Here is a 21,486-nt window from a genome sequence, read left to right on the forward strand (position 1 = left end):
TTTGATGTTCAGCCCCATAAGTGGCTGTTCCGGTTACTTTAGCGGTTCCATCTTTGCGGTTCATAGTAGTTTTTATCAGTATTAATTTAAACGATTCCACCCCCTTGGGCAGACACTTTCAGAGCGCGGATAATCGCTCTTTTAGCCAGTTCCACTTTAAACTGGTTTTGGCTTAAGGGTTGTGCTTGTTGTAGGGCAATGTCGGCAGCTTCAGTTAAGCTATTTTCTTCAAAAGACTTACCGATTAAAAATTCCTCTGCTTCAGTGGCTCGCCAGGGTTTATGAGCCACACCCCCTAAAGCTACGCGCACCCCTTCTATCTTGTCTCCGTCTAAGTTAATGGAGGCTGCGACGGAAACTAAGGCAAAGGAATAGGAAGCGCGATCGCGTATTTTTAAATAAACCCCTGATGGATTTTTAGAACTATCAGGAAGGGTGACGGCCGTAATTAACTCTCCTGGCTCTAAATGAGTGTCTTTTTCCGGTCGATTCTTTGGTAAACGGTGAAAGTCTGAAAATGGAATTTGTCTCGTTCCTTGTGGGCTAATCACTTCTACCACTGCATCTAAAGCCGCTAAGGCCACACACATATCCGAAGGATGAACAGCCACACAATGCTCACTACTGCCAAGAATGGCATGATTGCGGTTCATTCCTTCGATGGCAGGACAACCGGTTTCTGGTTCCCGTTTATTGCAGGGAAAAGCCCTATCGTAATAGTAGGGGCAACGAGTCCGTTGTAGAAGATTTCCCCCCACAGTGGCCATGTTGCGGATTTGTTGAGAGGCACCGGAGAGAATAGCCCTGGCTAACATCGGGTAATGACGGCGAATGTCTTGATTTTCGGCCACTTTCGTATTGGTTACCAATGCCCCTAAACGAAGGCTCCCATCTGCTGTGGTTTCAATGGTTTGTAAGTTTAGTTGAGAAATATCAATTAATTGAGACGGTTTATCTAAAAACACTTTCAAGCGATCGACTAAGTTCGTTCCCCCGGCAATAAACTGGGCAGCGGGATCGCTCATTTTTTGGTTAGCTGCTTCTAGGGCAGACTTAGGAAGACAATAGGTAAAATTATTCATTGACTCTGACTTCAGCTAATGGAGACGGTGGGGTTTGTCCTAAAACCTGCTGCACGGCTGCTACAATGCCATTATAGGCACTACACCGACAGAGATTGCCACTCAATCGTTCTTTAATTTCTCCTTCACTGATATCAGTTATCGATACTTGAGACTCTAACTCTGGTGTCACTGCACTGGGGGTTCCTTGTTTGAGTTCCTCTAACAACGCGACGGTGGCACAAATTTGTCCAGGGGTACAATAACCACATTGAAAGCCATCATTTTCGATAAAGGCTTGTTGTACTGGATGAAGATTATCTTCTGTACCTAACCCTTCAATGGTGGTAATTTCTTTCCCTTGTTGCATCACCGCTAAGGCTAGACAAGAATAGACTCGTTGACCCTCTACTAACACGGTACAGGCTCCACATTGTCCATGATCACATCCTTTTTTTGTGCCAACTAATCCTAATGTTTCTCTGAGAGCATCGAGTAAGGTTACACGGGGTTCAATGTTAAAATCGTACTTTTTCTGATTGATACTCAGGGTTACATCCATGGCCACATACTATAAAAATTAATTGCTAACCTTTTAATTGATCGCAGACAAATTTTTTTGACTCTCTTATCCTATCATTCCTAGAAGACTCTCCTCGCCCCTAACCCTACTTAATCCGTTATATTAAGAAAGTATTAAAAACTATGATAAAGTTATTTTTGTTTCATTCTATTTATTATATTTAGGAATCTTTGAGAACTTTATTCATCTAATTTACGTCTAAATAACCCTAACCAGCCTGATCGGGCAATCGTATAATGACACAATTACACAACGCCTTTACCTTATTCCTCAGTTTGCTGGTGGAAGCCTTTCCCTTTCTGCTGTTGGGGGTATCCTTATCCAGTGCCTTACTCTTGTTTATCGACGAGGGAAAATTAATCGCCAGCCTTCCCAAAAACCCTTTATTAGGAGCGATCGCCGGCAGTTGTATCGGTTTTCTCTTTCCCGTGTGTGAGTGTGGAAATGTGCCGGTAGCACGACGGTTTCTGATGCAGGGACTACCCAATTCAGCGGCCATCGGCTTTTTATTAGCAGCCCCAACCATTAATCCCATTGTCATCTGGTCTACTTGGGTAGCGTTTCGCGGTCAACCGGAAATCGTCTTTTATCGAGTTCTTTTTTCCTTGATTATCGCCATTACCATTGGCTGTATTTTTAGTGTGCAAAAAGATCCGCGGCCTATGTTACACCCTTTGTTAGCCCAACGGATCACCCAGTTATCCCGTCAACCCAGGTTTGCCCGTTCAAGAAAACAAGAACCGAATTTAAAAGAGTCGATGTTATTACAGTCCGGGACTTTTTTACTGGGAACAGGGAACGGCCCCATACGACTCGATGAAACCGCAACGGCCACGTTAACTTTGAGTCGAGATCAATCATCGGTGATGGTAAAACGCTTAAAATTGTTCCTGGAAAACGTCACCCAAGAACTACGAGAATTAGGGGGGATGTTAATTTTAGGGAGTGCGATCGCCGCTTGTTTACAAGTGTTTGTTCCCCGTGAAATTGTCTTAAGTTTAGGACAGGGAACCATTAGTTCGATCTTGGCCATGATGTTATTAGCGGCCATTGTTTCTATCTGTTCAACCGTCGATGCTTTTTTTGCTTTATCTTTTGCCTCAACTTTCACCACCAGTTCTCTATTAGGGTTTCTGGTGTTTGGACCGATGATCGATATCAAGGCCATCGGTTTAATGCTTTCAATTTTTCAACCTAGAATGATAGTGTATTTATTTGCACTGGCCGCGCAGTTAACCTTTATCTTGGCCTTGTTTCATAGTTACTTTCTCTAAAATGGCTGTGATCGAAGAGGTCAAATAATGTTTATGAATGTACTATCCAAATTAAAACCTTCCCCTAAGCTAAAGCTACTCTTACCAGGATTAGATATCTTAGCCATTCTTGCTTGGGGTATTCTCCTCTGCAAATATTGGGTAACGGGTCAACTGAAATTATTGATTCATCCTAACTATAATTTGCTGGTTTTTGCTACTGGCATCCTCTTAATCATTTTAGGAGGGGTGAAAACCTGGTTATGGATTCAAACCCTGCGTCAAAAGGGCAATAATGGGGAAACAGTGCAACACATCAGTATTTTTCCCCCAGGATGGGGAAGTTGTTTGTTGATTGTTGCTGCGATCGCCGGTTTGACCATTCCCCCAATCATCTTTGATAGTCAAGTAGCCTTACAAAGAGGGGTGTCAGACTCTTTACCCATTACCCAACGGGAAACCCAAAGCTTTAATGTTAATGTTAAACCAGAAGAACGCTCGCTGATCGACTGGATCAGAACCTTGAATGCTTATCCTGAACCGGACGCTTATCAAGGCCAAAAAGCCGACGTAACCGGGTTTGTGGTGCATTCTCCCCTACTGCCAGAAGATTATATCTTATTAACCCGTTTTATTATTAGCTGTTGCGCTGTGGATGCTTATCCGGTGGGACTTCCCGTCAAATTAGAACGCGATCGCAGCAATTATCCTCCCGATACTTGGTTACGAATTGAAGGGGAAATGATGACTGAAACCCTTGCCATTGATACTCAAACCATGCAAGAAACCCCCACTCAAAAACGTCAGTTAGTCCTATCGGCTAATACCATTACAACCATTCCTACCCCTGATGATCCCTACGGCTATTCTAATTAATGAATCATTAATATGATGAATAAACTTACGTTACAAGAACCCATTGATAAACTCTCTGTGTTGTTAATTGGAGGCTTTAGTGTCCTGATTGCTGGTTTAATAATGGGAGATAAACTTTGTGGTAATAATTGTGGCTTCAGAAAAGGTCCAGAAGTCGAGGATTTTAGCTGGAAAAATGAAATCGTTGATAGTAAAGATCGGGCGTTTATTTTAACCTTTGATCGCCCGATGGATAAAGCGACAGTAGAGAAAAATTTAGTGATTGATCCCCCTCTTCCTGGTAAAGTCAGTTGGGCAGGCCGTCGCTTAGCTTACACCATCAACACCCCTGTCCCCTATGGTCAAACCTATCAAGTTCAGTTAAGGGATGCCACCGAAAGATTTAGGGAAAATAGTCAACAAGGCCAAGTCATGGAACCTTTTGTCGGCACTTTTCAAAGTCGCGATCGCGCTTTGGCCTATATTGGAACCCAAGGGGAAGAACAAGGAAGACTTGTTTTTTATAACATTACCCAACAACATAAAAAGATGTTAACACCACCAGATTTAGTGGTGATGAATTTTGAATTTTATCCCCAAGGCGATCGTATTTTATTTTCCGCTTATGAGAAAGGGTTAGGAATTGATGGACTGCGACAATTAAAACTTTATACGGTTACCACTGGGGTTAATAATGGAGTAGAAGATAGTAAGAATAATTCTGCTGGCAAAATGGAAGACATTTTAGACAATGAAACCTATCAAAATAATCAATTTGATTTGTCGGCGGATGGAGAAACCATTGTTATCCAAAGAGTCAACCGTGAAAATCCAGCAGACTTTGATCTCTGGATTGTTAAAAAAGGAGAAAAACCAGAAAGATTGAAGATAACCGGAGGAGATTTTCAAATAACACCTGATAACCAAGCCTTAGCTGTTGCGAGAGGGGAAGGAATCGGAATTCTCCCCTTAGAACCGGAAGCTGATCCCTTAAACTTTTTACCGAAATTCGGTCAATTATTAGATTTTTCGCCTACTGGTAATTCAGCAGCGATGGTTGATTTTAATACGGATAATGCTAATTTACGCTATACACGGTCATTATTTTATGTCAATAATCAAGGGATTCAAAAAGAACTTTTAAATACACAAGGGTCAATTATTGATTGTCAATTTACTCCTACAGGAAATCAATTATATTGTTTACTAACGGAACTATTAGAAGGAGACGAATATCGAGAACAACCCTACTTTGCTAAGTTTGATATTAAAACAGGAGAAGTTACCCCTCTCGCTAAATTATCTGATTATCAAGACATCAAAATTAGTTTAGCTCCTGATGGGTTAGCTTTATTATTTGACCAAGTTTTAACCAGTGATGATCCTAGTTTAGAGGATAATTTAACCAATAATTCGGGTCAAGCGATTGTTGGGGGGAAATTATGGTTATTAATTCCTCCTATTAACAATAATCCTAACAGTAAAGCTGATTTAAAAGAGTTGCCTTTAGTAGGTTTTCGTCCTCAATGGTTGCCTTAAAGAATTTAGAATTTAGAATGGAGAATTTAGAATTACCAGTGAACAAACATAACTGATCACTGGTAACTATTCACTGTTTAACCTAGTTCCCGTACATCAGAAACTTTCCCATTAACCGCAGCGGCCACAACCATGGCCGGACTCATTAATAAAGTTCTTCCGGTCGATGATCCTTGACGGCCTTTAAAGTTACGATTAGAAGAAGAGGCACTAATTTGATCCCCTTGTAACTTATCCGGGTTCATAGCCAAACACATCGAACATCCGGCCTCACGCCACTCAAAGCCGGCTTCTAAAAAGATTTTGTCTAACCCTTCTTTTTCGGCTTCCACTTTAACCCTTTCCGAACCTGGAACGACAAAGGCTTTCACCCCATTGGCCACATGGTGGCCTTTAGCAAACTTGGCCGCTTCTCTTAAGTCACTAATACGGCCATTGGTACAACTACCGATGAAACAGACATCAACTTTGGTTCCTTTTATGGGGGTTCCAGGGGATAACTGCATATAACTGTAAGCTTCTTGGGCGATGGCGCGATCGCTTTCGGGTAAACTCTCAGGAGTGGGAACCGGTTCACTGATACCGATTCCTTGACCGGGAGTAATACCCCAAGTTACGGTAGGTTCTATTTCTGAAGCGTCGAAGGTAACAACGTCATCGTACTCTGCATCGGCATCAGAAGCCATGCTACGCCACCAACTGACCGCTTTATCCCAGTTTTCTCCTGTAGGGGCAAAGTCTCGTCCTTTTAGGTAGTCAAAGGTAACATCATCGGGGTTAATATAGCCACATCTGGCCCCCCCTTCAATGGACATATTACAAACGGTCATCCGTTCTTCCATGGACATATTAGCAAAGGTGGTTCCTGCGTATTCGTAGGCGTAGCCGACACCCCCTTTAACCCCCAGTTTACGGATGATATGAAGAATCACATCTTTAGCATAGACCCCAGGGGGTAACGTGCCATTTACTTCGATTTTACGCACTTTTAGCTTAGAGAGGGCAAGGGTTTGGGAAGCTAAGACATCCCTAACTTGTGACGTTCCGATGCCAAATGCGATCGCCCCAAAGGCCCCGTGGGTGGAGGTATGGGAGTCACCGCAAGCAATGGTCATTCCGGGTTGGGTAAGTCCTTGTTCCGGGGCGATAACATGGACAATGCCTTGATTTCCTGAACCGATATTATAGAAGCGAATACCGTTATCTTTAGCACTGTTTTCAAGGGCCTGCATCATCTCTTCTGCTAGGGTATCAACAAAAGGACGGGCCTGGTTTTCCGTGGGGACGATATGATCGACAGTGGCAACGGTGCGATCGGGATACATGACTTTTAGTCCTCTTTCGCGCAACATAGCAAACGCTTGGGGACTGGTAACTTCGTGGATCAAATGCAGTCCGATGAAGAGTTGAGTTTGTCCTGAAGGTAATATTTGAACGGTATGGGTATCCCAAACTTTATCGAAGAGGGTTCCTTTACTCATGGATGTTTCTGGCTTTTCTTTATCACGCTATCTTTTATTATGAATTGTTTTAGGTGTTTGTTGGGAACTTTTTCGGTTTAATCTTAATATTAGTTTCAAAAATAAGGATAAACTATTCATAATGAGACCAAACAGAAACAACTTTAATTACCTTAGTTTCATCATTAATAGAATAAACAAGACGATGTTTGATATTAATACGTCGAGAATAATAACCTTTTAAGTTTCCCGATAGCTTTTCATAAGGAGGGGTATAGGGATTATCTTTAAGAATTTTAATTAATTCTTTAACATTATTCTGTAGATTCGCTGATTGCAGCTTTTTTACACTTTTAAGGGCTTTTCGACTAAACTCAATCTTCCACGTCATCTAATGCCCTCAAAAATTCCTCTTCAGATACCCAGTCATCAGATTCTTCTGCTTCTTTAATTGATTGTACAAAACCAGGAATGGATTGTAAATAAAGGGTTTCTTGTAAACTTTCCCAGTCTTTTTTAGACAGTAGAATAGCATCACCATTTTCACTGGTAATAACTCGTGGTAAATGATCAGTATTTACCTGTTCGACTAACTTAAATAAATTCTCTTTTGCTTCATTAGCACTAAAAGTATCCATACAATTTCTATTTTATCTTTACACATTATGCTAACAGTATAAAAATGAGACTGTCAAGAGTTTTGTTTAACTTTCTTGATTTATATGACTAATTAATTTTTCTAAAAATAAGGTAGCCTGTTTTAATAAGTCACCTCTAATAGAAGAGTCAGTTTTATATTTAGAACTGTCAGAATGTGAATGAACGATAATTGAATAGGCTGTATGTTCATCACGATATTGATACTCTTTTTCAATACCTGCCAGATCAGATATATCGATTTTAGATGATCTAAAATACTCAAAAAATAAAAGAAGATGAGCTTCCTTTATAGCAAGAAATTGTCTGATTTCCTTGAGACGAATAAAAACAGAATTCTTCTCAAATCTAATAACAGAAGTGGCATCTCCTGATTCATCAAATTTGATCAATTCATTTTTTTCTAAATCATCATAAAGATTATGAAATAAACGAAATTCTTCTGAAATTTCTAGATGAGGATCTCTAAACCCTTTATAATATCGTATGAAAACTAATGGTTCTGCTTCAGTACCACCAAATCTATCATAAACAACTTCACTCTCCTCACTTAAACCATATCTTGTACAACCAGGAAATCCTTGATCTTGATAAATTTCCCAGTCTCTTATGTTATCTAAAGCTTGTTGAACACAATCATTATTAATAATTCCACAGTGAAAGTATATGTTATCTTCTCTGTCTTCATTCTCATCATAAAAATAACCATGAACCTTAATCCAAGGTTCGTTACCCAGTTTATTTTGAATATACTGTTGTTCAGATTGAAACAAAATATAATCTAAATCCCTGTTCATAAACTTCAGAAATAAAATGATACGGATGAGCTTCCTTCTCTACTATTTTAGCCAAGTAGAATTGAATATTGACTATTCTTAGGTTCTAACAGATTTTATTAAAATTCTTAACAAAGTTAATTTTACTGAGAGAATAGGGAACAATGAAAGTAGAGCATTTTTAAATAGATCACCATACACCCTTAAAAGCAATGAATTCCGTTACCGAAGTCAAACCACAAGAACAACAAAACGAATTAATGCCAGTGGTACAAACATGGAATTTAAGTAAAGTGTATCGCACTGGCTTTTGGATGAATCAAAAATTGCGATCGCTTAATGATTGCTCATTCTCCGTCTATCAAGGAGAAACCTTCGGGTTACTCGGTCCCAATGGTGCAGGGAAAACCACCTTATTAAAAATGTTATTAGGTATTGTCCGCCCAACAACAGGCCGCGCTGTATTATTAGGGTATCCCGTGGGTAATCTCTCCGTAAAACAAAAAATCGGCTATTTACCCGAAAACGCTTATTATTACGATTATTTAACCGCTTGGGAATTTCTGGAATTCGTCGCAGGTTTATTTCAAATTCCCAAATCAATCCAAAAAAGACGCATCCCGGAATTAGTTGATTTAGTCGGATTAGCGCAAAAAACCGCCAAAAAGAAACAATTACGACAATATTCTAAAGGAATGTTGCAACGGGTTGGAATGGCCCAAGCATTAATTAATGACCCCGAAGTCGTTTTTTTTGATGAACCCATGTCCGGACTTGACCCCTTGGGACGTTATCAAGTTAGAGAAATCGTTTTATCCCTCAAAGAACAGGGAAAAACCATCTTTTTTAACTCTCATGTGTTAACCGATATTGAAAAAATCTGCGATCGCATTGCCTTGTTAGCCAGAGGGGACTTATTATGTGTAGGTTCCTTAGAAGAAATTTTAGGTCGTTCCGATGTTTATCAAGTGATCGTTCAAGGTGGCAAAAAAGAAGCCCTAAACTCCTGGATTTCAGGCATTAAAGAGATTGATCACACCTGGCACGGACAATTAACGGGAAATCCTCACGAATTTATCCAATTTCTCTCAACCATAGACGCTCAACTCCTCAGTTTAAATCGGGCCAGGGCTTCTTTAGAAGACTATTTTGTACAACAACTTAGAGAAAGAGGGATTACCTCAAGTCAGTAGCGTTTTATATTGAAAATTGTAGGGTGGGTTAGGCACAGTTTTGCTCTGTGTCGTAACCCACCATTTTAAATGTGTAGTAGATTATGACTAAGACTGACATCTTGCACCAGTACATAAAAACTAAATAATAGACTAGAGAGAATCAACTCTCAATGAGTTACAGGCAAAAATAAATACCATTGCCTATTCCCTATTCCCCATTCCCTACCCCCCCTGCCCCCCTTTCAAAGGGGGGTGTGGGGGGTTTAATCGAAGGTGCAAGATATGAGTAAGATGGATGGATAATGATTCATTCTACTCAACCATCATGACTCCAGTAACCACCGTTAAATCTTTACCAGCCATTGATATTACCACAGAGAACTTTAAACCTTACGGACAATTAATTACTCCTTCTGAAGATGGCAAGGCTTATGACGAAACTGATGCTCAATTACATTTAGAGAATGGGACACCCAGATTCTATATTATGCGGTTAAAAGAACGGGGTCGTCAGTTTGATCGTATTACTCGTCATCAACAATGTACTCAATGTCTAGGTTCATTAGAGGGGAAAGAATGGTTTATAGCCGTTTCCCCCCCTAGTGACGAGAATTATCCCAGTATTGAGCAATTACAAGCCTTTAAGATTCCTGGTAACTGTTTTATTAAGCTAGAAGTCGGTACATGGCACGCTGGTCCTTATTTTGATCATGAATATGTAGACTTCTATAACTTAGAGTTGAGTGACACCAATGTAGTTGACCACTTTACCTACAACTTCAAAGAGCAAGATAACTTAACCTTTGAAATTCATTGAATCATACCATCTTTGACTCTGATGACCCGTTGGGTTTGTGAAGCAATATCTGACTCGTGAGTAACAATGACAATTGTCATACCTTGTTGATTTAACTCCGTCAGTAAATTCATTAAATCTTGAGACGTTTCTGTATCTAAGGCCCCGGTAGGTTCATCAGCGAGAACGATACTAGGTCGATTGACCAAAGCACGAGCGATCGCAACTCTTTGCTGTTGTCCACCAGACAGTTGACTAGGACGGTTAAATAAATAATCCCCTAAACCAACCCGTACAAGAACCTCCGTTGCCCTTCGACGGCGTTTTGATTTAGGCACGTTAGCGTAAATCATGGGAAGCATTACGTTTTCTAGGGCAGTCGAACGGGGAAGCAGGTTGAACTGTTGAAAGACAAAACCAATACGCTGGTTACGAATATAGGCCAAAGCATCATTACCTAAACTGGTTAAGTTGGTTCGATCAAAATAATATTGTCCGCTAGTGGCACGATCAAGACAACCCATTATATTCATGAGGGTCGATTTTCCTGAACCTGATGCTCCCATGATGGCAATATATTCCCCTTGTTCAATTTGTAAGTCGATTCCCTTGAGTACCGGTACGCTAACTTGACCTAAACGATAAATTTTAGTAATGCCCTGTAAAAAAATCATCGATTATTCACGTCTTAAAGCATTGATTGGCTCTAATTTAGCAGCATTGCGAGCGGGAATCACACCTGCCAATAAACCCACAATTAACGATAGTCCAAAACTACCAATGACAGAAACAAACGAAACAATAAAAGGAAACTTAAAGGTGTTAGCTGCAGCTAAAGCAATGACAATTCCCGTAACCATACCAATCACTCCCCCTGTTTGAGAAATCAAGACTGATTCGGCTAAAAAACTGCTTTAATATAGCTGAGTCAGTGGCTCCAACTGCTTTCCTGATCCCAATTTCTCTCGTTCTTTCTACAACTGAAACTAACATAATGTTCGCAATACCAATTCCTCCAACCACCAAAGAAATTCCCGCGATCGCAGCGACCATAACAGTCAATAGCCCTACGATATTGGTAAACGTATTCACAACATCGGTTTGATTGCGAATGCTAAAATCATCATCTTGAGAAGGGGAAAGGTTATGTCGTAATCGTAAGAGATTAGTTATCTGAAATTCTGCTTCTTCCATACGCTCTTCATCAATCACTTTGACATAAATCCCATTCACAGCAGTGCCACTCAGAGAGTTATTGCCAAAGATGCGAGAGGACATATTACTCAAAGGAATAAAAACCTGGTCGTCGCGGTCAATGGAGCCTTCTGAGCCTTTTTTCTCAAAGACACCAATAATTTCGTAAATATTTCCTTCAATGCGAATTTTTTCCCCTAAAGGTTGAACCTCTTCCCCAAATAGTTCATTTAAAACCGTATTCCCTAGAATAGTTACAGGGGTTGCATTGTCCATTTCTTCCTGGGTAAAAAAACGTCCCTGAATAAGTTGGGTGTTCCTAGCTTCTGGATAGTTAACATCGATCCCCACAATATTAGTCCCATGATTATCTTGTTGATAAACAATTTGTCCTGGACGTTGCAAATAGGCCGAAACCACTTGAGCCGAGGGAACTTGTTTTTGGATGACTTGAGCATCTTCTTTGATGAGGGTACTGGTGGAACCTAATCCTTGGCTAATACCTCCTGTACGAGCTTGTCCTGGAAAGATTTGTAAAACATTAGTCCCTAAAGACTGGATTTCTTGTTCTGTGGCTTTTTGAACCCCTTGTCCTACGGAGGTAATGGCAATGACAGAGGCGATGCCTATAATGACCCCTAACATGGTTAACAGGGTCCGTAATTTATTGCTCCATAAAGCGGCGATCGCTATTGACAGAATTTCAGTCGTAGGAACTGAATGGGGATGATAATTATTCATAGTTTGTTTTTGTAGCCCAATGTTTCTGTTTTATGGAGGAGGGCCACCACCTGGAGGGCCACCACCTGGAGGACCACCACCTGGAGGACCACCACCTGGGGGTTCATTGTTAGAACCACCTGTAAATAAATCACTCAGAGAAAAACCTGGTTTTGGGGGAGCATCAGAAGGAGGTGGTTCGGTTAATATGTGCTCGCTACCATCGAGTCCACTTTTCACTTCTGTGAGACTATCGGAACTAGCTCCAGTGACGATGGAGACAAATTCAGGGGCGAGATCCGAACCGACAATATACACCCCTGTGGTGTTGTCTTTACGGGTGACTGCAATGGTGGGAACGGTTAAAACGTTGGTGAGTTCGTCTATGTAAAATTCGACGGAGACGTTCATTCCTGAGCGTAACTGTTGCTGAGCTTCTTGACTGAGTTCAACTTTTACCTCAAAACTGGTCACATTTTGTTCAACTGTTGCTTGGGGAGCAATTTGTGAGACTTTTCCCTCAAAAATAATCCCAGCAAAGGCATCGGCTTCAATCCCCACTGTTTGCCCTACCTTAATTTTGGCAATATTATTTTCTGATACGTTGCTCAAAATTTCATTTTCAGATGCTAGAGATAAAATTGAGGTTGAGGTAGCTGAAGAAACGGCACTTCCTGAGGTCATGGGTGTTACAAATGCCCCAGGATCAGCATATTTACTCGAGACAATGCCATTAAAAGGAGCCCGAATCATCGTATCTTCAATCTCAGTCTTAATGGTTTGTAGTGATCCTTTGGTTGATTGAACCTCTGCACGGGCTTGAGCAATTTCTTCTTCTCTGGTACCTTCTCGTAATAAGGATAATGCTTCTCGTTGTGCTTTAACCTCGGCACGAGCTTCCTCGATTTCTTCTTGTCTGGTGCCTTCGTTCATTAAGGATAACTCTTCTTCGGCCTCAGTTACTTCTGCTTTAGCACTATCACGAATGGCACGTTGTTCATTTAAGGTTAGTTGAGAAATTGCCCCTTCCTTAAAAAGAATTTCATCACGTTTAAATTCATCTTCTGCTTGTTCAAAGGTTGCTTTCGCATTGGCTAATCTAGCTTTGGCTTGAGCAATTTCCTGAGAACGATAACCGGTGATTAGCTTGTTGAGATTGGCTTCTAGCTGTTCTAATTTTGCTTCTGCTTGGGCAATTTCTTGAGAACGATTACCGTTAATTAACTTTCTCAAATTGGCTTGGGCTTCTGCTAGTTTTCCTTCTGATTCAAGCAATTGTCCCAATAAATTAGAATCATCCATCTTGGCAATTAGTTGTCCTTGTTGGACATAGTCACCCTCTTCAACCCATAATTCTTTGAGAATCCCTGCATTTTTAGGACTAACATTGACTAACTTTTTCGGCTCTACTGTACCATTGGCAGAAACACTGACTTTCAAATTAGCTCGTTCTGCCCGCACTGGTAGGGGTCTTTGATTTGGGCTAACCCGTAAGGTGAAAATCTGACGATAAACAAAATAAAGACCACCTGCTATCAGGAATAAGATAATCAGCTTTGTTATCCATGATCTAATGCCCTTTTTTTGGCCTTTGTTAGAGCTATATTCCGAACCTTCTGAGTCTGGGAGACTCTTATATTGCATTGAATTAGGAGAATGAGAACTCATCGGAAATTATGGATTAAAACACTATCGCTAATTAATAAATAAGGGGTCAGAGAACAACAAGTCGTTAATAAAACTGAAGATGATTTTTCAGAACTCATGATCATGATCGGGTTAGGGAATCAACAGCTTTTGATGACTAGGGTTGACAGTTGTTGTATGGATACAATGGCCCTTGTTCATAGGCATCGCGAGGATAAGGAATGCAATCGGGATTATGGAACTGCTGAGCTACTTCATCTGCAAAGAAAGCACCGAGTTTAGTCAGTTCAATTTTTTCATCGTCTTCAACTAATAAGCCGAAAGATTTGAGGGCTTCAATTTTGGGACGGAACACTTCATCAAGGGAAACGCCTCCTGTCACTTCGCTGTAGTATTTTTTCCAAACACAGCGATTTTTCAGGGGCAAAATAATTCCCCAACGCATCTGTTCTTCTTGACTGCGGACTAAACCACGATTTAAGGGAAGTTTTCCTTCACTAATTGTCTGATAATAGTCTTCAAAGGATTGAGTATTCAAGCCAAATCTATCTCGAAGGCTACTAAATGCGGTTAGACCGAAGCCCACCTGATCTAATAAGCCGCAACACTGGTTATCTGCATAGTGGGAATAATATTTCCGTTCTTTGGTGTAGACCCGTCTGAGGTTTTCATGATAACCATTAGCGTTGAGGATATCGATGGCGATTTGTTTCATCATGATGCTTTCTTCAACGCTGGGAAAAGCTTGTAATCCTCTTTCTCGGACAGCTTTGATTTTGGCTTGATAGTCTCCATAGGCTTCAACTTTGAGGCGATAAAGTTGGATTTCTTCAACCCCCAAAGAAACCGCTTTCTCGACAACATCAATCCAGTTATCGAAGGTTTCTCCTGGATAGCCAAAGATGAATTCTATATCCACTTGATAGCCAAATTTTTGGGCATTTTCGATGGAAAGAAGAGCTTCTGCTACGTCGTGATGACGGTTCATCATCTTGAGAATATCATCGTTCAAGGATTGAATACCGATTGTTAAACGATCAACACCGTAATCACGCATCATGCGTAACCGTTCTTCCCCTTCTGGTCTAATTAAAGTAACCGGATCAACATCATAATTAAACTGAGTACAAGTGGATACATCAACCCTGGCCACAAAAGAGTCTAAAAACCGACGTAATTGCTTTAAACTCAAAAAAGTAGGCGTTCCTCCCCCCACAAGAATCGAGCGGGCTTTAATACGATCTAATCCCAGTCGTCTGAGATAGAGATCCATTTCTTTTTCCAAAGCATCCAGATAACGGTCTTTTTCTGCGGATTGTTGCCCCAATTTTACGGGATAGTGACAGAAGACACACTTTTTCTCACAAAAAGGAATATGGGCATAGACATCTAACAACCCATCCGCTGGAGTGGTATAACCTGCAAAAAGTTCTTCTTCAGTGATGGGAGGATACATCGTAATTGGGGGATAGTGGACGGAGGGAAAGAAGTCCCCACTCTTACAAATCAGCCCTGCTTTTTGAAGACGGTGCAAGTCTTGAACTCTTTGACGGGATTTTTCAATTAAGGCTTGTCTATCTAGAAAAGATTGCCTGTCTGTTAAATCAGGTATGAGAGTTTGCATATCATATTGACTCCCTACTAAATCTAATCAACTATATTGTATGGCCACATTTTATGGGAGGATCTATGTCGTTTTTTAAAATTTACACAACTATACAAAATTCTATATTCTTTAGATACTTTTTAGAAAAATTTTATTATTCCCAGTTTATGCCAATGAAGAATTGCTAGAGATAACCATATCATATGACCCTATGATTTATAGTATATTAGAAGTAAGTTAAAACTTCCCAATCTATTTTAAATTTAACGATGAGGAAAACTAGCTATGAGTTACCTCAGTAATTCAATTAACATTCTTAAACTTACTTTAGCGTCTGTACTAATTAGTTTGTGGGGGTTACCCAGTTTGTCCCAGAATGCTCAACAGCCCAACTTTCCTGGTCCTCAGATCATGAGAGATCTCCCTGGTGCTATGCGTCCTGCTTCTGATCCTCTTCAATTATTACAAAGTGAAAAAGTTCAAAAAGAGTTAAACTTGACTAACGCACAAATCCAAAAGATCGACAGAGTCAGGACTCAAGCTCAACAACAGCTATCTGAGTTTCGTGGAAGATCTAATTCACCCGAAGACATCAAAAGACAAATAGAGCAAACCAAACAACAAATAGCTAATATCTTACAACCTCAACAATTGCAGCGTTTCCGAGAAATTCTCTTACAAGTCAATGGTTGGAATCCCGAATCTCCCTCAGAAAATCGGGTTTCGAGTAAGCAGGATTCAACAACTCTAACCTTGTCGAGTCCCATTGAGTTGACTCCTGAACAACAAAAAGAACTACAAGATTTGCAAAAAGAAACTCAAGAGAACATTGGCCGTCATTTTTCTCCCCCTGAGAGGAATATTCCAGTGTCACAAAATCCCTCTCAGAAAATTTGCAACCCTGTCAACACAAATCGTAATTCTATTGAGCCTTTAGTAGAAGCTTATCAGGAAAAAACTCTAGAGATTCTAAGCAATGAACAGCAAACAACTTTAGAAGGACTCAAGGGACAACCCTTTGAAATTGCTGATGCTCAGTGTAATTTCTAACTTAAATTGATTGTAAAAAAATCTTAATTAACTGTTGAGAAAACAGTCAAGGGGGGAATTTTTTTACCCCTATTTTTTTGTATTTTAGAGAATATTTTAAGAACTATAAACATAATATTAAAAAATAATTATTGAAAATGATTATTTAAGTAAAGCGAGAAGATAATAGAGTTAAAGCGATAAAAAAAAAATTATGATGATGCAACTACCAACTCAAATCCCCCTAAACATTTCCAACCTTAGCAAATCTGAATTAAAAGAATTAATTCAAGCGCAAGGAGAATTACAGCAAGACTTATTCCGTCAAGCAAGGGAAGTCCGTCAGCAAGCAGGTGTTGATGAAGTCCTACTGCGAGGAGTCATCGAAATTTCCAATTACTGTCAGAAAAACTGTGATTACTGTGCGATGCGTGCAGCCAATCCGAAACTCAATCGGTATAGAATGTCTGCAGAAGAAATTCTCGAGATTGCAGATCAAATTGCCCAAACCGATATATCAATTCTTTTCTTACAATCAGGCCAAGATCCTCAAAGCGATTCTATTGTCGAAGAGGTGATCCCTGAAATTAAGCGTCGCTATAATTTTCCAGTTCTTTTATGCATGGGAGAAAGACCCCATAAAGTCTACCAAAAATTTGCTCAATTGGGGGCTGATTCTTATATTCTTAAGTTTGAAATATCTGATCCCCAACTGCACCGAGAAATAATTCATGGGACTCTAAAAAAGAGGTTACAGTGTCTGCGCTGGTTGCAAGAAGCCGGATTTAAAGTGGGTACGGGTAATATTGTTGGTTTACGGGGACAAACTTTAGACCACTTAGTCGAAGATATCCTTCTTGCCTTAGAAATTCAGCCCAACTTTGTCAGTAGTTCCCCTTTTATTCCTAACCAAGATACACCGTTAGAAGATGTGGGCTACGGAAATTTAGACTACACTCTTAACACCATGGCAATTTATCGCATTGCTTTAAAAACCCCCCTCATTCCTACAGTCAGTGCCCTAGAAAAAATTCAGCCAGACGGTCAACTGATGGGTTTAAATGCTGGTGCCAATGTGATGACTATCAACTTTACACCTCCAGAATATCGTGAAAAGTATGCTATCTATTCCAAAAAACGTTTTATTGTCAGTTTAGACCACGCCCTAAATACCATCCAACGTGCAGGATTACGGCTCAAAGTTTTATCCTAAACCCCTGATGCTTATCTCAGAAAATAAGTTGTTCTGCAATATAGATACAATGTCTTGAAAAGCACGGAGTAAGTATCGATGGTCTTTAACATTTTCAGATTGTTCCTCTAACCAATTTTCGTCAAAAAGCAATAATTTTGAGTCTCTACATTTGCATCTGTTGTCCCTAGAAAGAAACTAAAAGGATTACTTAGCAATAATGAATAGGATTCCAACAAAAACGACATTTCGATTGAGTCGAAGAGTGGCCTTATTTCTATTAACTCCTTTACTATTGGTATTAACTAGGAAAGCCCGTGGACGTGAAGCACCAGAAGGGTTAGAAGAAGATTGGATTAAAGTAGACTCTAGGGTTTCCTTGGTTCATTTAGGTAGCATCGATTCTTTTGATAAAACAGCAGCAGGAATCGCCGCAGCTAAATTGATGCTTGACGCTCTCGAAAACAACAATTTAGAATCAGCTAAAGAAGCTGTTTTAACCTATGAGAAAATTATTCCCAAAGAGAATTTTGGGGGAGAATATACCGCAATACAGTGGTTTGGCGAGTATCTTTTGGCATCCCCTCAACAGCAGAAAGCTTTGTTAAAAGAGCCGTTAGATGTAGAATTCTATAATTTTTTTGCTAAGGATAATTTTGCCAGTCTCAAAGAATATCTCAAACGTAAATATGACATCGGCGAGTTAGAAGATAGAGGCTCAAAAGCAGCCATTGAGAGGGAGAGATTCTTAGAAGATTTCATCCTTTTCAACAACCCTAGAAGAGAAGAATGGGAAAAAACGAGCAAGATGTTAGACTCTCTAAACATCCAACCAGGTTACACAATTGCCGACATTGGTAGTGGTCCGGGATACTATACTTTTAGATTCTCTAAACTGGTCGGCCCTCAAGGAAAAGTTTTGGCCGTAGATACAGTAGAAAATCATCTCAATTATATCAAGGGGGTTAGCGAAAAATATGGGGTCAATAATATTGAGTTGATCAACAATACCACGGATAATGCCAAGCTTCCACCTGAGCAAATGGATTTGATTTATATGTGTTCGTTGTACCATATCATTTACTCAACTTCTCTTGAACCCGTAAAAGATCGCTTTGTTGAAAGTATGAAACAGGCCCTCAAAAAAGAGGGTAGGTTAGTTATTGTTGATAATGGTATCGTCGAAGATCAAACTCTCCCGTATCACGGCCCTTACATTGCCAAAGAGTTGATTATTAGTCAACTTAAATATTATGGGTTTCGTTTAATCGATCAATATGCTTTCATTCCCCAACGATATGTTTTAGTTTTTGAACACTCCGCCAACTAAATCTAAGATTATAGTTAGGGATTCTTTTTGCACCGGATAAAGGCGTTACCGAGAAAGGTGGTGTCCGCACCGAACCGTAAGACTTTTGCTTGCTAATCCCTCAGTAAAAGCAATAAATCGATATAGATAATTGCTTATAGACAAAAGGTCGTGTCTCCGAAAAATTCTTTACCGTACCTTATAAATATGTCTGTTATCTCTATGATAACAAAGTTCTGCTTTTTGCCAGGCCCCGTCTAAATCAAAGATTTTAGATGAGGACTGCACAAAAAATTTTGTTCAATTAGGGTAAATCTTAGGGAAAAAAAGCATGGATTTTAGGGTAATTGGGATTGTTGCTGCTCTTGGTTCAGCATTTTCTTGGGCAGTGGGTGCCATCTTATTTAAGCGTTTAGGGGAACAAATTTCTCCTCTAGGATTAACTTTAGCCAAAGGAAGCATCAGTGCAATTTTTCTGGCAGTCATCCTTGTGTTGACTCAATATGAGGGGGTTGAACGAAAATCATTACTTTTGCTGATTTTAAGCGGTTTATTAGGAATTTCTGTGGGGGATACCCTTTTCTTTGCTGCTTTGCAAGATTTGGGTGCCCACGCTTTGGTGGTATTGTCAACTCTCGGAGAAGTTCTGACTATCCTTTTGGCGGTATTTTTTTTAGGAGAAAGGCACAATTTCACGACTTGGATAGGCATTATTTTTGTCATTTCTGGTATTGCAGTTGTTCTGCAAGCTAAATTGACTGAAGAACAACAAAGATCAAGTTTCAGGGGAATCATCTTGGGGTTACTATCTGTTGTGTGTATGTCAGTGTCAATTATTATTGCCAAAGAAGCATTAGCCTCAATTTCTGCTATTCAAGCTACTTTTGTTCGTATGGTATCTGGTACTCTTGGGATCTTCTGTTTAGGGATAACAACCCAGCAGTTAGGGGGTTGGATAGTTCCATTGCGTGATGTGAAGTTAGTAACTCATTTATTGTTGTCTGTTTGTTTCATAACCTTTGGAGGATTTTGGTTATCTTTGGTATCGCTCAAATACGTGGATGTTTCTATTGCCAATACTTTAAATACCACTGATCCCATTTTTGTCTTGCTTCTAGCTGCTATTTTTCTTCACGAAAAGATTACCTTAAAAGCAGTGATAGGTACAATTTTAACTATGGGAGGAATTATTCTTTTGATTAAAATGAACATAATGGTTTGAGAGAGTTCCGAATTCTGAACCCATAACTCCGAACCCCTAACTCAAGTTTAGTGTAGATAAGCTTTACTTATTGTTCATATAAGAAAACATTTGCTTAATCTTCTTTACAAAACTTGACGATTTAGTTAATATAAAAATGTCAATACAAAACGTACCTTGACAAATAAATAAAGGAATCATAACCATGACTACTACCTTACAACAACGCGAGAGCGTTTCCTTGTGGGAACAGTTTTGTCAGTGGGTGACCAGCACCAACAACCGCATTTATGTCGGTTGGTTCGGTACCTTAATGATCCCCACCCTCTTAACTGCTACCACCTGCTTCATTATCGCTTTCATCGCTGCTCCTCCCGTGGACATCGATGGTATCCGCGAGCCTGTAGCTGGTTCTTTACTCTACGGAAACAACATCGTTTCCGGCGCAGTAGTACCTTCTTCTAACGCTATCGGTTTACACTTCTATCCCATCTGGGAAGCTGCTTCACTTGATGAGTGGCTTTACAATGGCGGTCCTTACCAGTTAGTAATCTTCCACTTCTTAATCGGAATCTTTTGCTACATGGGTCGTCAGTGGGAACTTTCCTACCGTTTAGGAATGCGTCCTTGGATCTGTGTTGCATACTCTGCACCTGTATCCGCAGCGACCGCAGTATTCTTAATCTACCCCATCGGACAAGGTTCTTTCTCTGATGGAATGCCTTTAGGAATCTCCGGAACCTTTAACTTCATGTTCGTGTTCCAAGCTGAGCACAACATCTTAATGCACCCCTTCCATATGTTGGGTGTGGCTGGTGTATTCGGTGGATCTTTATTCTCCGCGATGCACGGTTCTTTAGTAACCTCTTCTTTAGTTCGTGAAACCACTGAAATCGAGTCTCAAAACTACGGTTACAAGTTCGGACAAGAAGAAGAAACCTACAACATTGTAGCTGCTCACGGTTACTTTGGTCGTTTAATCTTCCAATATGCTTCTTTCAACAACAGTCGTGCGTTGCACTTCTTCTTAGGAGCATGGCCTGTAATTGGTATCTGGTTCACCGCAATGGGTGTATCTACCATGGCCTTCAACTTAAACGGATTTAACTTCAACCAGTCTATCCTTGATTCTCAAGGCCGTGTAATCGGAACCTGGGCTGATGTATTAAACCGTGCAGGAATCGGAATGGAAGTAATGCACGAGCGCAACGCTCACAACTTCCCCCTAGACTTAGCATCTGCTGAGCCTGTATCTGCTCCTGTAATCAATGGTTAATTCCTTTGAGAATAACTAAATAATACGAAAAGCACTCCCAATTTTGGGGGTGCTTTTTTGTTGTGTTGGTTAAGCTATAGCAGTACGCATTATGGTTAGGACATTGATAGAATGACGAAACCTTGTAGGGTGGGCATTGCCCACCTTACACAGTAAC

The 21,486-nt window shown here is 40.2% G+C and carries 19 protein-coding genes and 1 pseudogene; 10 read left to right on the top strand and 10 right to left on the bottom strand.

Annotated features, from left to right (window positions below; all coding sequences use genetic code 11):
• Positions 1–86: 86 nt before the first annotated feature.
• On the bottom strand, positions 87–1,082 hold the full coding sequence (locus C4E06_RS25835; protein WP_107671213.1) for a xanthine dehydrogenase family protein subunit M: 996 nt from the start codon (positions 1,080–1,082) through the stop codon (positions 87–89).
• Positions 1,075–1,623 (bottom strand): 2Fe-2S iron-sulfur cluster-binding protein, encoded by a 549-nt coding sequence (locus C4E06_RS25840; RefSeq protein WP_107671214.1) that lies wholly within the window; start codon positions 1,621–1,623, stop codon positions 1,075–1,077. The genes C4E06_RS25835 and C4E06_RS25840 overlap by 8 nt, the downstream gene beginning before the upstream one ends.
• Before the next feature lie 257 nt (positions 1,624–1,880).
• Here C4E06_RS25840 and C4E06_RS25845 point away from each other — a divergent pair, with 257 nt between their 5' ends.
• From C4E06_RS25845 to C4E06_RS25855, 3 genes are read left to right on the top strand one after another with little or no spacing between them, the layout of a single operon-like run.
• Entirely contained in the window at positions 1,881–2,918 is a 1,038-nt protein-coding gene (locus C4E06_RS25845; RefSeq protein ID WP_107671215.1) for a permease, read from the top strand.
• A 33-nt stretch (positions 2,919–2,951) separates the two neighbouring features.
• Entirely contained in the window at positions 2,952–3,773 is an 822-nt protein-coding gene (locus C4E06_RS25850; RefSeq protein ID WP_107671229.1) for a TIGR03943 family protein, read from the top strand.
• A gap of 12 nt (positions 3,774–3,785) precedes the next feature.
• Positions 3,786–5,291, top strand: a complete 1,506-nt coding sequence (locus tag C4E06_RS25855) for an Ig-like domain-containing protein (RefSeq protein WP_107671216.1) — start codon at positions 3,786–3,788, stop codon at positions 5,289–5,291.
• 77 nt (positions 5,292–5,368) lie between these two features.
• On the opposite strand, the gene leuC is transcribed toward C4E06_RS25855, so the two are convergent.
• The 4 genes from leuC to C4E06_RS25875 all read right to left on the bottom strand — a co-directional run bounded on the left by leuC (position 5,369) and on the right by C4E06_RS25875 (position 8,181).
• Positions 5,369–6,772 carry a 3-isopropylmalate dehydratase large subunit gene (leuC, locus tag C4E06_RS25860; RefSeq protein WP_107671217.1) on the bottom strand — a complete coding sequence of 468 codons (1,404 nt, stop codon included), beginning with the start codon at positions 6,770–6,772 and terminating at the stop codon, positions 5,369–5,371.
• Between the two features lie 112 nt (positions 6,773–6,884).
• Entirely contained in the window at positions 6,885–7,142 is a 258-nt protein-coding gene (locus tag C4E06_RS25865) for a Txe/YoeB family addiction module toxin (RefSeq protein WP_107671218.1), read from the bottom strand.
• Positions 7,126–7,389: a type II toxin-antitoxin system Phd/YefM family antitoxin gene (locus C4E06_RS25870; RefSeq protein ID WP_107671219.1), complete on the bottom strand. Its 264-nt coding sequence runs from the start codon at positions 7,387–7,389 to the stop codon at positions 7,126–7,128. Before C4E06_RS25870 ends, C4E06_RS25865 begins: the two co-directional genes overlap by 17 nt.
• 66 nt (positions 7,390–7,455) lie before the next feature.
• Positions 7,456–8,181: a hypothetical protein gene (locus C4E06_RS25875; protein ID WP_232826379.1), complete on the bottom strand. Its 726-nt coding sequence runs from the start codon at positions 8,179–8,181 to the stop codon at positions 7,456–7,458.
• 215 nt (positions 8,182–8,396) lie between these two features.
• Here C4E06_RS25875 and C4E06_RS25880 point away from each other — a divergent pair, with 215 nt between their 5' ends.
• Together C4E06_RS25880 and C4E06_RS25885 are read left to right on the top strand one after the other, a co-directional pair.
• Positions 8,397–9,377, top strand: a complete 981-nt coding sequence (locus tag C4E06_RS25880) for an ABC transporter ATP-binding protein (RefSeq protein WP_107671221.1) — start codon at positions 8,397–8,399, stop codon at positions 9,375–9,377.
• Positions 9,378–9,684: 307 nt separating this feature from the next.
• Positions 9,685–10,176, top strand: coding sequence for an ureidoglycolate lyase (locus C4E06_RS25885; RefSeq protein ID WP_107671222.1), 492 nt, complete (start codon positions 9,685–9,687; stop codon positions 10,174–10,176).
• On the opposite strand, the gene C4E06_RS25890 is transcribed toward C4E06_RS25885, so the two are convergent.
• The 4 genes and pseudogenes from C4E06_RS25890 to C4E06_RS25905 form a co-directional block, all read right to left on the bottom strand.
• Positions 10,170–10,829: an ABC transporter ATP-binding protein gene (locus C4E06_RS25890; protein WP_107671223.1), complete on the bottom strand. Its 660-nt coding sequence runs from the start codon at positions 10,827–10,829 to the stop codon at positions 10,170–10,172. The genes C4E06_RS25885 and C4E06_RS25890 overlap by 7 nt on opposite strands.
• Before the next feature lie 3 nt (positions 10,830–10,832).
• Positions 10,833–12,090, bottom strand: a pseudogene (locus C4E06_RS25895) (ABC transporter permease).
• A 30-nt stretch (positions 12,091–12,120) separates the two neighbouring features.
• Positions 12,121–13,737: an HlyD family secretion protein gene (locus C4E06_RS25900; RefSeq protein WP_232826382.1), complete on the bottom strand. Its 1,617-nt coding sequence runs from the start codon at positions 13,735–13,737 to the stop codon at positions 12,121–12,123.
• Positions 13,738–13,873: 136 nt separating this feature from the next.
• Positions 13,874–15,340: a coproporphyrinogen-III oxidase family protein gene (locus C4E06_RS25905; RefSeq protein ID WP_107671224.1), complete on the bottom strand. Its 1,467-nt coding sequence runs from the start codon at positions 15,338–15,340 to the stop codon at positions 13,874–13,876.
• 393 nt (positions 15,341–15,733) lie between these two features.
• Here C4E06_RS25905 and C4E06_RS25910 point away from each other — a divergent pair, with 393 nt between their 5' ends.
• The 5 genes from C4E06_RS25910 (at position 15,734) to psbA (ending at position 21,329) form a co-directional block, all read left to right on the top strand.
• Positions 15,734–16,372, top strand: a complete 639-nt coding sequence (locus tag C4E06_RS25910) for a hypothetical protein (RefSeq protein ID WP_232826383.1) — start codon at positions 15,734–15,736, stop codon at positions 16,370–16,372.
• Between the two features lie 193 nt (positions 16,373–16,565).
• Positions 16,566–17,564: a radical SAM protein gene (locus C4E06_RS25915; RefSeq protein WP_198649046.1), complete on the top strand. Its 999-nt coding sequence runs from the start codon at positions 16,566–16,568 to the stop codon at positions 17,562–17,564.
• Positions 17,565–17,763: 199 nt separating this feature from the next.
• The gene (locus tag C4E06_RS25920; protein WP_107671227.1) at positions 17,764–18,873 is read left to right on the top strand and encodes a class I SAM-dependent methyltransferase; all 1,110 of its coding nucleotides are present in this window, start codon (positions 17,764–17,766) and stop codon (positions 18,871–18,873) included.
• Positions 18,874–19,183: 310 nt separating this feature from the next.
• Positions 19,184–20,074 (top strand): DMT family transporter, encoded by an 891-nt coding sequence (locus C4E06_RS25925; RefSeq protein WP_107671228.1) that lies wholly within the window; start codon positions 19,184–19,186, stop codon positions 20,072–20,074.
• 184 nt (positions 20,075–20,258) lie between these two features.
• Positions 20,259–21,329 (top strand): photosystem II q(b) protein, encoded by a 1,071-nt coding sequence (gene psbA, locus C4E06_RS25930; RefSeq protein ID WP_008274631.1) that lies wholly within the window; start codon positions 20,259–20,261, stop codon positions 21,327–21,329.
• Positions 21,330–21,486: the final 157 nt, after the last annotated feature.

Source organism: Cyanothece sp. BG0011 (genome assembly GCF_003013815.1).
Lineage (GTDB): Bacteria > Cyanobacteriota > Cyanobacteriia > Cyanobacteriales > Microcystaceae > Crocosphaera.

Bases quoted from the DNA above. Each gene is read 5' to 3' on its own strand.
- C4E06_RS25835 (WP_107671213.1), bottom strand. From the start codon at position 1,082: ATGAATAATTTTACCTATTGTCTTCCTAAGTCTGCCCTAGAAGCAGCT.
- C4E06_RS25840 (WP_107671214.1), bottom strand. From the start codon at position 1,623: ATGGATGTAACCCTGAGTATCAATCAGAAAAAGTACGATTTTAACATT.
- C4E06_RS25845 (WP_107671215.1), top strand. From the start codon at position 1,881: ATGACACAATTACACAACGCCTTTACCTTATTCCTCAGTTTGCTGGTG.
- C4E06_RS25850 (WP_107671229.1), top strand. From the start codon at position 2,952: ATGAATGTACTATCCAAATTAAAACCTTCCCCTAAGCTAAAGCTACTC.
- C4E06_RS25855 (WP_107671216.1), top strand. From the start codon at position 3,786: ATGATGAATAAACTTACGTTACAAGAACCCATTGATAAACTCTCTGTG.
- leuC (WP_107671217.1), bottom strand. From the start codon at position 6,772: ATGAGTAAAGGAACCCTCTTCGATAAAGTTTGGGATACCCATACCGTT.
- C4E06_RS25865 (WP_107671218.1), bottom strand. From the start codon at position 7,142: ATGACGTGGAAGATTGAGTTTAGTCGAAAAGCCCTTAAAAGTGTAAAA.
- C4E06_RS25870 (WP_107671219.1), bottom strand. From the start codon at position 7,389: ATGGATACTTTTAGTGCTAATGAAGCAAAAGAGAATTTATTTAAGTTA.
- C4E06_RS25880 (WP_107671221.1), top strand. From the start codon at position 8,397: ATGAATTCCGTTACCGAAGTCAAACCACAAGAACAACAAAACGAATTA.
- C4E06_RS25885 (WP_107671222.1), top strand. From the start codon at position 9,685: ATGACTCCAGTAACCACCGTTAAATCTTTACCAGCCATTGATATTACC.
- C4E06_RS25890 (WP_107671223.1), bottom strand. From the start codon at position 10,829: ATGATTTTTTTACAGGGCATTACTAAAATTTATCGTTTAGGTCAAGTT.
- C4E06_RS25900 (WP_232826382.1), bottom strand. From the start codon at position 13,737: ATGAGTTCTCATTCTCCTAATTCAATGCAATATAAGAGTCTCCCAGAC.
- C4E06_RS25905 (WP_107671224.1), bottom strand. From the start codon at position 15,340: ATGCAAACTCTCATACCTGATTTAACAGACAGGCAATCTTTTCTAGAT.
- C4E06_RS25910 (WP_232826383.1), top strand. From the start codon at position 15,734: ATGAGAGATCTCCCTGGTGCTATGCGTCCTGCTTCTGATCCTCTTCAA.
- C4E06_RS25915 (WP_198649046.1), top strand. From the start codon at position 16,566: ATGATGATGCAACTACCAACTCAAATCCCCCTAAACATTTCCAACCTT.
- C4E06_RS25920 (WP_107671227.1), top strand. From the start codon at position 17,764: ATGAATAGGATTCCAACAAAAACGACATTTCGATTGAGTCGAAGAGTG.
- C4E06_RS25925 (WP_107671228.1), top strand. From the start codon at position 19,184: ATGGATTTTAGGGTAATTGGGATTGTTGCTGCTCTTGGTTCAGCATTT.
- psbA (WP_008274631.1), top strand. From the start codon at position 20,259: ATGACTACTACCTTACAACAACGCGAGAGCGTTTCCTTGTGGGAACAG.